The organism is Bacillus cereus group sp. N24 (assembly GCF_016483345.1).
In the GTDB taxonomy this organism is placed as follows: domain Bacteria; phylum Bacillota; class Bacilli; order Bacillales; family Bacillaceae_G; genus Bacillus_A; species Bacillus_A toyonensis.
On sequence record NZ_JAEHCA010000018.1, the window covers coordinates 39,349 to 51,728 of the forward strand.

A 12,380-nucleotide genomic window follows, 5' to 3' on the forward strand; every position below is an offset into this window, starting at 1 on the left:
GTGGAAAGTGATAAATCCACGTTTAAATAAAAGGATGTAAGCGTATTCTTAGCGAATTATAGATAATTAAGAGAGGCGGTGACACTATGAAGTATGTAAAAGTCAGTATGAATGGTGGAAGTGAGCACAAATTCTCAATGACTTTAGAACGATTTGAAGAGCTTATTACTACAGAGAATGGATTATTAGAAAATAAATTAGTTTATATTGAAAATGTAATGATTAACCCTACTAATATATCTTCTGTGGTAGAAAAAATTGGTGTACCTGCTAAATTTATGGAAGTTTAAAGGGAATTAGATAAAAAACATCCATGGGGATGTTTTTTGTTTATAAATAAAGCAATTGTACAATGAAAGTATGAGCAGATTTTAATAGTAATCATGTAGGCTATCAAGAATGAATGGATATAGAAAGGTCTTTTCTAGCGCTCCAATGTGTATGTATCTCTTTGGCATCTAGACATTGTGCTTTTTCATGCACAATGTAATACGTACAAGCATATAGTATGTAATAGGACAAGATCTTCGTGTCCTACTAAATACTCAGAAAAAACCTCTAATCACATTAGAGCATCCAATAGCAGGGTGCTCTTATTTTTTATGAAAAATGTAGCTTCATAAAGGTTTCGTTTCAATTAAAGTTTTCATTAACCTTTGATTTTAAACTTATCTTTAACGTTAATAAATATTATGGTTAATATAATAGCAATAATTAAATTAGACAAATAGAAATTTTGGTGAATCAGTAGTTCAAAGATGACATCGAATGTATACAATAAAGCGATAGCAGGTAATATACAAATAAATATAAATCTCCAATTTTTTAAATAATGTTTATAGTTAGTAAGTACTTTCTCCATTCATATTGCTCCTATATTTTTTATTTTCTATATAATTATACATTTAAATAAAAAGATTTACAAAGTGTTTAAAAAATATTTAGCAACTAATGTGATTTTGGGAGATAGATAAGGAGGAAGCAAAAAATATTATAGATTTATAGATTGAGAGAAATATAGAGAAAGCTTTTGTTAAAAACTTAGATGGTAGCAGCAATCTGTGTAATAAACGATTTGATTTTAAAAAGGCTTTTAAACATCTAGACTAAAATGATACACTATAATCTACGTTATTTTAGAAATGAATAGAGGGATTTATATGATAGATAAAATTAAAAATGTTGTTGAGGATATGTATGAAGATGAAGCAAAACATTTACTTCAAAGTATTCTCATACAGTTAGATGTATTAGACGGGAATTATAGCGAAGATATGCTAAAAAATTTAACGAGTATCCCTAAGCAATTGACGAGTCATACAACTCAGGAAAAGAATTTAGAAGAAAGTACACACATTCATATTGCCTTTGATGATTCAACAGCCGGATGTTTAAAATATATGTTGAAACAAGAAGGGTTACACGAGGAGAATGTTGTTTCATACTCTGAATTCTTTTCTATTGGTCCCATACATCAATTACATATGAATGAAGGTCAATTAGCAAGATCACAGTGGTTATTAAATAACTTAACTTCTTATGATTGTTATTTTGAAGAAGAGTATTTACCAAGATTTAAGGAGACTTTAGAAGAGCTACATTCAATTCCGAATGAAACACCGATTACCATTTGGAAGGCGGATAATGCCCATGAGCATGTAGGGCTTTGTTTTGCAACTGCGCAATTAAAAGATAAGAAAAATATTCGTGTTATAAATACTTCTGAAGCGAGTAGAGAAATATTAAAACAAGATTATGATATTCGTGGAACTGGAGAATTATCTCCTGAAAGTTTAGCTCTTTTTCTAAAACGTTTTGTGGAATTTCCGTATTTAACTGAAGAGAAGCGAATGAAGTTTGCACATGAGTGGGATATATTATCGCAAAGCATGGAGTTTTTAAGAGTTTGGAAAGACGATGAAGTGCATTCTGTACAAGAAGGTTACTTTGATCAATTCATTATTGAGTGTGCGAAAAATGTGGGAGCAGATAAAGAATTTTATAAAGCTCCGAGAGTAATAGGTGAAGCACTTGGTCTTGCAGATCAATTGGTTGGGGATACGTTTTTGGAATATCGCTTGAAAGAATTAATTAAGCAAGAAGTATTTGAATATGAAGGTTCATTAGATCAAATGCGTTTTTATAGTGTGAAGTTAAAAAAATAATAAATATATCCAGTGTATGAAAAAGTTCGTATTTTTAAAATGCGAACTTTTTTCAATTGAATTTAGGCTATACATAAGCTTCCTATAGTTAACGAATTACATATGAATGTTAAAGGAAATGAAAAGAAGGTGATTTGTTAATATGTATAATCAACAAAACTATCCATATGATCAAGGGATGTATTATAATCCACAAAACTACGGTTATAAATCTACAAATGAAGTGAGAGATATTGAACAAGAAGATTACAGACCAGATGATGCGGAAGATGCTCCAACGTCACCACCACCGTCACAAGCTCCGTCGTTACCGTCCACATTTGCTTCTCCTGCACAAGCAGGTAATATGAAATCATGGATGTGTAACTGTCTAGGAAGATGGGGCTATTTACGTTTACATCGATCTGGGCCTTTCGGAAGAGATTTATGGTTCTTTCCAACTGAGGTAAGAAGAAACGGGGTTTCAGGTTATACTTGGCAAGGTGGTCGCCGTCGTAAAGTAAGTTACCGATATCAACAAATTAGTAACTTTATGTGCTTCGCATAAAGAAAAGTGAGCGAGTAGAATACTTTTACTCGTTCACTTTTTTATTTTTCAATATACGAAGTAAGATTGTAATTGAAAATTTACAATTTTCACGTTTTTATTAGAGTATAATGCATATGTTGGTTGATTTTCAAAAACAAGTGAGAGTGAGGGAATGCAATGTCAATGAAAAACAAAGTGGGCCTAAGAATAGAGGATGGCATTAATTTAGCTTCAGCTCAGTTTAAAGAAGATGCGTATGAAATTTATAAAGAATCGAGAAAAGTGCAGCCTATATTATTTGTAAATCAAATTGAAATCGGTAAAGAATGGCTCATTACAAGATATGAAGATGCTTTGCCGCTTTTAAAAGATAATCGCTTAAAAAAAGATCAGGCAAATGTGTTTCCTCAAGATACAAAGAACATGTATCTTTCCGTTGACAATAGTGATCATTTAACAACGCACATGTTAAATTCGGACCCACCTAACCATAGTCGTTTACGATCTTTAGTTCAAAAAGCTTTTACACCGAAGATGATTTCACAGTTAGACGGAAGAATTCAGAGAATAGCGGATGATTTAATAAGTGAAATAGAGCGAAAAGGTACATTAAATCTTGTGGATGATTATTCATTCCCATTACCGATTATTGTAATAAGTGAGATGCTTGGAATTCCAAAAGAGGATCAAGCGAAATTTAGAATTTGGTCTCATGCTGTCATTGCATCGCCAGAAACACCTGAAGAAATAAAAGAAACCGAAAAACAACTATCTGAGTTTATTACATATCTTCAATATATAGTTGATGTAAAACGAAAAAATCCAAAAGAAGATTTGGTTAGTGCGTTAATACTTGCAGAAAATGAAGGGCAGAAACTTAGTGCTCGAGAGCTATATTCAATGATCATGTTATTAATTGTAGCCGGACACGAGACAACAGTGAATTTAATAACAAATACGGTATTAGCACTTCTTGAAAATCCGAAGCAATTACAGTTATTAAAAGATAATCCGAAATTAATTGATTCAGCTATTGAGGAAGGATTGCGTTATTATTCTCCAGTTGAGGTGACAACTGCAAGATGGGCGGCTGAGCCGTTTCAAATTCATGACCAAACAATCCAAAAAGGAGATATGGTTATTATCGCATTAGCTTCCGCAAACCGTGATGAAACAGTATTTGAAAACCCAGAAGTATTTGATATTATGCGTGAGAATAACCGTCACATTGCTTTCGGACATGGTAGTCATTTCTGTTTAGGAGCTCCACTTGCTAGGTTAGAAGCAAAGATTGCTATTACTACTCTGTTTAAAAGAATGCCTGAACTACAAATAAAGGGCGATCGTGAAGATATTAAATGGCAAGGAAATTATTTAATGCGTTCTTTAGAGGAACTGCCTTTGACTTTCTAGAATAGTTAAAATGAGACATGCATACATTGAAAATGTTTTACATAGAGTATGTATGTGTTATTTAAATTCGAAACGGAAGGGTGAAAACATCCCAATGATCAACTAATTCTATTTTTAAGAGATCTTCGTTAAAAAACGAAATATTCTTCTGAATAGGATTAGTATGTACATTTATAGAAAAGGGATGTGTTTCGCACTGCGAAAAATATAGTCTTTTCATATGATTTGTGCTGCCTCCTGTTCAGAACATGAAATAGGAGGCTTTTTTATGTCGACGACTATAGAATCGAAACGAAATCATGGGGTATCACAAGTATTGAAAAACCGATTTGTACAGGGAATTCTTGCATCAGCATTATTTTTACAAATAGGAATATGGGTTCGAAACTTTGCGGTATTATTATATGTTATGGAAATGACGAAAGGTGACGCTTTCGCTATATCAATGATTTCAGTTGCTGAATTCGCCCCAATTTTTATATTCTCATTCATTGGTGGAACTTTTGCTGATAGGTGGAAGCCGAAGAGGACAATGATATGGTGTGAAACGTTAAGTTCTATTTCAGTATTCGCTGTATTAATTACACTTATGTTTGGGACGTGGAAAATTGTTTTTTTTGTGACGCTAATCTCTGCAATCCTTTCGCAGTTTTCTCAACCATCTGGAATGAAGTTGTTTAAACAACACTTATCGACGGAACAAATTCAATTAGCAATGTCTATATATCAAACGATTTTTGCGATATTTATGGTGTTAGGACCAATTCTCGGAACATTTATTTTTCATAGTTTTGGAATTTATATTTCAATCATTATAACAGGTATCGCGTTTTTACTTGCTGCAGGTGTATTGTTATTTCTTCCGAAAGATCTTGAAAACAAAGCAGAAAAGAAAGACATCACGCTGTTGCAGGAAATGAAGGATGGTATTAAATACGTCAAAAAGAAAAAAGCATTAACTTTACTTGGATTATGTTTTATGGCAGCAGGACTAGGAATAGGCTTAATTCAGCCACTTGGCATATTTATTGTAACTGAGCAGTTAGGGTTATCAAAAGAGAGTTTACAATGGTTACTAACAGTAAATGGCGCAGGGATGATTGTTGGCGGAGCTTTAGCGATGGTATTCGTGAAAAACGTTGCGCCGCAAAAAATGTTAATCGTAGGTATGCTTGGTCAGGCTATTGGAATTGGTATAATTGGTTACTCTACAAATTTATGGGTGACACTTACGGCACAACTTTTTAGTGGGTTAGCTCTACCATGTATTCAAATAGGTATTAATACACTTATTATACAAAATAGCGATACGGATTTTATTGGTAGAGTAAATGGCATTTTAAGTCCACTGTTCACCGGTTCAATGGTAGTAACGATGAGTATTGCTGGTTCATTAAAGGAGATGTTTTCGTTAAGTATGATGTACGAGGGGACGGCTCTACTATTTGTTATTGGATTATTGTTTATTTTACCTATATACAATTTAAAGCCAGTAATAGCAGTAGAAAGTGAAATGAATGGTAAAGGAAGTGCTGTGCAACATGAATCCTAATCCAAACGTTAAATACCCAATTGAAGGAAATCAAAACATTCATTTTATAAAAAATACAATAACGAAATCTAATATACTTGTTGGTGACTATTCTTATTATGATGCGAAACATGGGGAAACATTAGAAGATCGAGTATTATATCATTATGAATTTATCGGAGATCGTCTCTTCATTGGGAAGTTTTGCTGTATTGCATCTGGAGTTACCTTTATTATGAACGGAGCGAATCATCGAATGGATGGATTTTCAGCTTATCCGTTTAATATTTTTGGGAATGGATGGGAGAAGTTTACACCAGATTTGTCTGATTTACCGTATAAAGGAGATACAGTTATAGGAAATGACGTTTGGATCGGTATGGATACAACGATTATGCCCGGAATTAAAATAGGAGATGGTGCAATCATTGCAGCGAAATCTGTTGTGACTAAAGATGTCGCACCATATACAATTGTTGGTGGAAACCCTGCAAATAAAATAAAAGAGAGATTTTCAAATGAAATAATAGAAGAATTATTGCAAATTCAATGGTGGCATTTTGACATTGAAAAGATAACTGAAAATATCGATGTTATTGTACGAGGGCATATAGAAACATTAAGAAAGCTAAAAAGGTAATAAAAATTAGATGACAAAGAGTATCATACCTCCGAATTTTGTTAATGATAATAGAACAAGGAGGTGTGATACTATGGCACAAGACGTTTTATGTGAAGTAAACAATTGTAAATTTTGGGCTAACGGTAATAAATGTAGTGCAGATGCAATTTATGTAGTTAGTCATAAAGGGAAACAAGCATCTACAACGGAAGAAACAGATTGCAAAACTTTCGATCCAGAATTGTAAATTTTTGAAGGGTAGCCAAATCGTGGTTGCCCTTTTATTAATACTAGTATTGATAATAAATCTCATTTTCATTCATTATTTTTAACTTTTTCTGTTATTTTTTATATTTTCTTCATAAGTGATGTAATCCAACGTAGTTCATGCTCAATACGTGATTTAGTAAATTCAACAACTTCTGTAATAAAAGGTGAGACAACATCAAGGGATTGGATGGCTGTAAGTTGTTTTTGAAGCACGTTTTGGCGCGTAGTTAAAATTTCTATTCTAGCCTCGTAATCAAGTTTGTCGAAAAGCGCGATACGTACAAGGACCTCAGTGTTGTTTGTCGCAATCTTTTCGGGGAATTCTCTTAACATTTCATAAAAAATTTCTTCTCCTGTTTCTGTTATATTGTACATATTTCGGTTTGGTTTTCCAACTTGTTTCTGTACATTTTTCGTTATGGCTCCCATGTTTTCAAAACGCCGAAGAGTAGGGTAAAGCATGTTATGATTTAATTCAAAATTATTGCCTAACCGATTTTGAATATTTTTCTTTATTTCATAGCCATGTTTTGGCCCTGTTGTTAATTCTGCAAGTAATAAAATATCAACATACATAAAAAAGCCTCCTCATATATTTCTCAAGTTTTTATTTGAAAAGTTTTGCTATGTATATGTTAAAATAACATATGTTAGTTTATACAACTTTGAATTACCTACCTATCACTTTTATTGTAAAAGAAAAGGGAGGAAAGAACTATGGATTCACCTGAAAATGTTATTTTAGTTCATGAAATTTCAAAGCTAAAAACAAAAGAAGAGCTGTGGAACCCGTATGGATGGTATCAATTTATGAGGGATAATTACCCAGTACATTATGATGAAGAGCAAGATGTTTGGAATGTTTTTTTATATGAGGACGTGAATCGTGTTTTATCAGACTATCGCTTATTTTCAAGTAGTAGGGAGCGGAGACAATTCGCAATCCCTCCTTTAGAAACTAGAATAAATATAAACTCTACAGATCCGCCAGAACACCGTAACGTACGTTCAATTGTTTCTAAAGCATTTACTCCAAGAAGTTTAGAACAGTGGAAACCTCGTATACAAGCTATTGCGGACGAACTTGTAAAAAATATAAAAAAGTATGATGAAGTTAATATTGTTAATCAATTTGCTGCACCTTTACCTGTTACCGTTATATCAGACCTATTGGGAGTACCTACTACAGACCGTAAACAAATTAAAGAATGGTCTGATATTTTATTTATGCCGTATAGTAAAGAAAAGTTTAATGATCTGGATGCCGAGAAAGGGATCGCATTAAATGAATTTAAAGCATATCTTTTACCGATCGTTCAAGAAAAAAGATATCATTTAACAGATGATATTATTTCAGATTTAATACGAGCTGAATATGAAGGTGAAAGATTAACCGATGAAGAAATTGTAACTTTTTCATTAGGTTTATTAGCAGCTGGTAATGAAACGACTACAAATTTAATTATTAATAGTTTTTATTGCTTTTTAGTGGATTCACCTGGAATTTATCAAGAATTAAGAGAAGAACCTAAATTAGTTGCAAAAGCGATTGAGGAAGTATTACGCTATCGCTTTCCTGTTACATTAGCTCGGAGGATTACAGAGGATACAAACATATTTGGTCCTTTAATGAAAAAGGATCAAATGATTGTTGCATGGGTTAGTGCAGCAAATTTAGATGAGAACAAATTCTCACATGCTTCTAAGTATAATTTACACCGCATAGGAAATGAAAAACATTTAACCTTTGGTAAAGGTCCGCACTTTTGCTTAGGGGCACCGCTTGCACGTTTAGAAGCGGAGATTGCATTAAGTACCTTTATAAATGCTTTCGAAAAAATAGAGTTATCTCCATCTTTTAATTTAGAAAGATGTATATTGAAAAATGAGCAAACTTTAAAATATTTACCTATTCGCTTAAAAACTCAATAAAACGTTCAACAAGGTACATTGTATTGTACCTTGTTTTTTTATTTCTCAATTGTAAAATTTTAGTGTGTTTTATAGTATGGAGGTATGTGAAAAAAGCGTAGAGGAGGATGCTTATGTTAACGTGCAATGGGAGTAAAACGTTTCAAACATTTATTAAAGCTGTAACTGATTTAATAAATGGTGATTTATTAGAAGAAGAAATCGTGTGTAAAATTGAAACATTACTAGAAGAACTTTTAGAAAAGAAAACATGGCTTCCGTTAGATAAACAGAAGTCAAATTCGGCTCAATATGCACGACACTTACTGTATGAAGATCCATTAAAACGTTTTGAAGTATTAGCTCTCGTATGGAAAGATGGACAATCTACACCATTACATGATCATGATGGCACATGGGGAGTAGAAGGCGTTTTTTCAGGAAGGATAATGGTGCAGAATTTTGTTCAAACGAAGCAGCTTGGAAATTCACTTTCTTATTTAACACATACAGGAAATCTTTATTTGGGAGAAGGCGAAACAGATAAAGTAATTCCACCAGCTGATTGTCATATTCTAGAAATATCCGAAAATGAAAGCGTAATCACAATTCATATATACGGAAAGCGTTTAGAAAAGTTTAAAGTATATATCCCAACAGAAGAAAAAAATGTATATATGTGTGAGACAAAATATATTAGTTATAATTCATAGCATAAAATCCAAAGCTTTTCTATAAAAAGAACAGCTTTGGATTTTATTTTTAATTATTTCTTGACCTGAAACGCTTTTCATAAATTATAAATAAGGAGTACTTCACGAGATTCGTATGAAAACGATACCTTTTATTTAATAAAAACTCGTGTATTTATAGAAAGTGGTGAAGAAATAATGAAATTAATCGCAATTGATCTAGATGGAACTCTTCTTTCAGGGAATAAAATGATTAGTAAAGAGAATGCAGAAGCAATTCGAAAATGTCAAGAAGCTGGCCATGTTGTAGCAATTTGTACAGGACGTTCTATTGTGGATATTGAACGACTATTGTTAGAAGTTGGTTTGGAGTGTCCGATTATCGCAGAAAATGGTGCGCTTATATATAAAGATAAAAAAATGATGAAGAGATATCCAATTCAAAATATGCAGGCACTTGAGATTGTAGAATATCTTGAAGAGAATGGCTTGTATTATCAGCTCTATACTAATAAAGGTGTGTATGTACCCGATTATGGAGTAGAGAGTGTACGTAATGAAATCGAGTATGTGAAGAATGCAAAAGGAAATTTCGATTTGAAAGAGTTAGAAACGATTGCTGCATTATACCTTGAGCATACAGCATTTCATAGCACAGAAAGTTGTAAACCAATTGTAGAAATGGATATACATGTGCATAAACTTTTACCGTTTTCTTATGACATAGAGAAATTAAAAAAATTAAAAGAAACGTTTCTGCATAATACGGATTTAGCTATTACATCTTCCTATTGGCATAATTTAGAGATTAATCATCGAGATGCTCAAAAAGGAAATGGATTATATACTTTAGCAGAACATCTTAATATTCCAGTTGAAAACACTGTAGCAATAGGCGATGGCTTAAACGATGTTTCTATGATGGAGAAAGCAAATATATCAATTGCAATGGGAAATGCAGTTGAAGAAATAAAAGCGATGTGTAAATACGAAACGTTAACAAATGAAGAACATGGTGTCGCACATGCTTTATATAAATATGTAATGTAATAAAAAGAAAAAAAGAATCTACTATGTAATATTAAAATAGGTTCTAACACACAAAGCTTTTATAATCCTTTATGTTAATAAAATGTTGCACATTTTATTAACGGAAATACATCACTAATTTCTAGTGGTGTATTTTTCTTTTAGAAGACCTCTTTATGACCTCATTTGCTACCACAACAAAAAAATAGATTTACTACAGCATTCAATTTTTGTATAATTAAAATAGAATATTCTGGAAACCAAAACTTTTAATGAGGTGTGTTTATGAAAATATACACAGTCAAAGAAGTGTCCTCCCTCATAGGGAAGCATGAAGAAACGATTAAAAGGTGGATACGTTCTGGTAAGCTGCCTAATTCATATCGCAATAGTGATAAAGAAGGATGGCGGATACTTGAAAGTGATTTGCTTCATATTACAGAGATCGTTCCCACAAAAGAAGAACCCCATCAAGAATCCCACATAAAGTCATTTAAAAATGAAGAAGCTCCGCTAATAAAATTAGCATACGAAGCTGTTACACTTACCTCACCTACGAAAGAAATTCATTCAGTCTTATCTATTGTTGGAATTAAACGTACTTTAGAAATACTACTTATTATGCAGCAATCTACTACAAAAGTGAAAAACCCTGATGGATTTATTAAAAAAGCGATTCGTGAAAATTGGAGTCCAACTACTCTTCTCGTTAAAATACCTAAAAAACAAAACAAACACTTATCTGATCTTACACAGCAAGACTACGATGCGATGCAAAACAAAGCAGAAAACACATACCAATCAAAGATTGCACTCTACAACTGGTTAGAAGATTAATTTTATTTAAAGTTGCTGGAAGGTGATTTGCACAATGGGCCAAGGATATTATTATGCATATTGTCCGAAGGATGTTGAGAGTCGATATGAATTGCTAGTTTTTAATAGTAATAATGAACCATTTTTGCCTTTAACGGACTTTTACCAAGATTGTATAGGAAGAATATCGAAAAGTTCAGCTTTATCTTATTTACAATGTCTGTTACCTTTTTTTTATTGGTTAGAACAGCATAGCAACTATCAAGAAAGACATGTGAAATGGGATGATTCACCAGAAATTATACGAATAGCCATTGAAGATTATTTAAAAAGCGAAATGGAATGTAGAGTTCGTGAAAAGGATAGTTTTTGCTTTGTTAATCTAACAAACAAAAGCCCCAATACCGTAAATCGTTTTTTATCTGCGATTAAATCATTCTATAAATCGCTTATTCGTTTAGACGAGTATAATCATCCTAATCCATTAATAGATTCCGAAGCAATTCTCAATGACTATCGTAGTCATGTTGAAGGTGTTAGAAAGGACAAACCACGCATGCCCGCTATTAGCGGAACAGAAGAACCTTTAGAATATCGTAGATTAACGGATTCTTATTTCAAAATTATCAATGATGAATGGCAACCTAAGATTATTGACGATCCCCACTTACCCTTTCAAGTCTATCAAGCGGGGAAAAATATAAATTGGTCTCAAAGAGAAACGGTTATATCACGAATGCTTTTTGAAACTGGAGCTAGGGCTTCTGAAATCATTGAATTAACAATTGGAGATTATCGTTCAAGAAAAAGTCATCAAGAAGTCATTACATTCAGTAAAGGTAGCTATGGAAGAAAGGTAAAGTTTCTTCGACTTAGCAAAGACACTGTAAAACGCCTTTTTCAATATATTAATACCGAAAGAATGAAATATGATATAAACCATTTTAATTATGAACAACTATCTGATGAAGCTCCTATATTCCTTTCAGAGTTTGGTACACCTTTAACGTATCATGCTTGGTACTATCATTGGAACAAAGCAATGACAAATGGCGATATTAAGTTGAATCCACATAAAGCAAGGCATTGGTTTGTCACAACTAGACTTAGAGAGATTCATAACATTTCTAAATATGATTCCGAAATCCACCAACGAAAGAATGAACTTATTAAGTATATGAAATGGAAAAATCCAGATACCATTAGAGTGTATGAGCATTATTTCGATGAGGAAAAACATCGAGAATCACATGACCAAATGTTTGAAAATATGCAAAAAAATGAAATCGAATATGAACAAAGTAAAAAAATGAAGAAAAACATCGAATTCCAACATACAACAATTGAAGTCCAAAAAGAAATAGATCATGATTTACAAGAACTGTTAGAAGGGCTGGAGTAA

Annotated in this window: 14 protein-coding genes; 12 read left to right on the forward strand and 2 right to left on the reverse strand. The window is 32.6% G+C overall.

Annotated features, from left to right (window positions below; translation table 11 throughout):
• Positions 1-86 precede the first annotated feature (86 nt).
• The gene (locus JDS95_RS22090; RefSeq protein ID WP_000878378.1) at positions 87-290 is read left to right on the forward strand and encodes a hypothetical protein; all 204 of its coding nucleotides are present in this window, start codon (positions 87-89) and stop codon (positions 288-290) included.
• Between the two features lie 359 nt (positions 291-649).
• Here JDS95_RS22090 and JDS95_RS22095 read toward each other — a convergent pair whose 3' ends face one another.
• Positions 650-862, reverse strand: a complete 213-nt coding sequence (locus JDS95_RS22095; protein ID WP_000416829.1) for a hypothetical protein — start codon at positions 860-862, stop codon at positions 650-652.
• 298 nt (positions 863-1,160) lie between these two features.
• Between JDS95_RS22095 and JDS95_RS22100 the strand changes: the two genes are divergently transcribed.
• The 6 genes from JDS95_RS22100 to JDS95_RS22125 all read left to right on the forward strand — a co-directional run bounded on the left by JDS95_RS22100 (position 1,161) and on the right by JDS95_RS22125 (position 6,507).
• Entirely contained in the window at positions 1,161-2,165 is a 1,005-nt protein-coding gene (locus JDS95_RS22100) for a DUF1835 domain-containing protein (RefSeq protein ID WP_000565715.1), read from the forward strand.
• Positions 2,166-2,307: 142 nt separating this feature from the next.
• Entirely contained in the window at positions 2,308-2,712 is a 405-nt protein-coding gene (locus tag JDS95_RS22105) for a hypothetical protein (RefSeq protein ID WP_000282703.1), read from the forward strand.
• Positions 2,713-2,871: 159 nt separating this feature from the next.
• Positions 2,872-4,107, forward strand: a complete 1,236-nt coding sequence (locus JDS95_RS22110; protein WP_000062110.1) for a cytochrome P450 family protein — start codon at positions 2,872-2,874, stop codon at positions 4,105-4,107.
• 268 nt (positions 4,108-4,375) lie between these two features.
• Complete coding sequence (locus JDS95_RS22115) at positions 4,376-5,659, forward strand: MFS transporter (protein WP_144467135.1); 1,284 nt, start codon at positions 4,376-4,378, stop codon at positions 5,657-5,659.
• On the forward strand, positions 5,649-6,278 hold the full coding sequence (locus JDS95_RS22120; RefSeq protein ID WP_085450207.1) for a Vat family streptogramin A O-acetyltransferase: 630 nt from the start codon (positions 5,649-5,651) through the stop codon (positions 6,276-6,278). The genes JDS95_RS22115 and JDS95_RS22120 overlap by 11 nt, the downstream gene beginning before the upstream one ends.
• 73 nt (positions 6,279-6,351) lie before the next feature.
• The gene (locus JDS95_RS22125; RefSeq protein WP_000046090.1) at positions 6,352-6,507 is read left to right on the forward strand and encodes a DUF1540 domain-containing protein; all 156 of its coding nucleotides are present in this window, start codon (positions 6,352-6,354) and stop codon (positions 6,505-6,507) included.
• A gap of 101 nt (positions 6,508-6,608) precedes the next feature.
• Here JDS95_RS22125 and JDS95_RS22130 read toward each other — a convergent pair whose 3' ends face one another.
• Positions 6,609-7,106, reverse strand: coding sequence for a PadR family transcriptional regulator (locus JDS95_RS22130; protein ID WP_000289116.1), 498 nt, complete (start codon positions 7,104-7,106; stop codon positions 6,609-6,611).
• 141 nt (positions 7,107-7,247) lie between these two features.
• Between JDS95_RS22130 and JDS95_RS22135 the strand changes: the two genes are divergently transcribed.
• From JDS95_RS22135 to JDS95_RS22155, 5 genes are all read left to right on the forward strand, one after another.
• Positions 7,248-8,462, forward strand: coding sequence for a cytochrome P450 (locus JDS95_RS22135; RefSeq protein ID WP_085450208.1), 1,215 nt, complete (start codon positions 7,248-7,250; stop codon positions 8,460-8,462).
• 113 nt (positions 8,463-8,575) lie between these two features.
• Complete coding sequence (locus JDS95_RS22140; RefSeq protein WP_000954448.1) at positions 8,576-9,154, forward strand: cysteine dioxygenase family protein; 579 nt, start codon at positions 8,576-8,578, stop codon at positions 9,152-9,154.
• A gap of 177 nt (positions 9,155-9,331) precedes the next feature.
• Complete coding sequence (locus JDS95_RS22145; RefSeq protein WP_000766360.1) at positions 9,332-10,183, forward strand: Cof-type HAD-IIB family hydrolase; 852 nt, start codon at positions 9,332-9,334, stop codon at positions 10,181-10,183.
• A 264-nt stretch (positions 10,184-10,447) separates the two neighbouring features.
• Positions 10,448-10,999 carry a helix-turn-helix domain-containing protein gene (locus tag JDS95_RS22150; RefSeq protein ID WP_199690790.1) on the forward strand — a complete coding sequence of 184 codons (552 nt, stop codon included), beginning with the start codon at positions 10,448-10,450 and terminating at the stop codon, positions 10,997-10,999.
• Positions 11,000-11,033: 34 nt separating this feature from the next.
• Positions 11,034-12,380 carry a tyrosine-type recombinase/integrase gene (locus tag JDS95_RS22155; RefSeq protein ID WP_199690791.1) on the forward strand — a complete coding sequence of 449 codons (1,347 nt, stop codon included), beginning with the start codon at positions 11,034-11,036 and terminating at the stop codon, positions 12,378-12,380.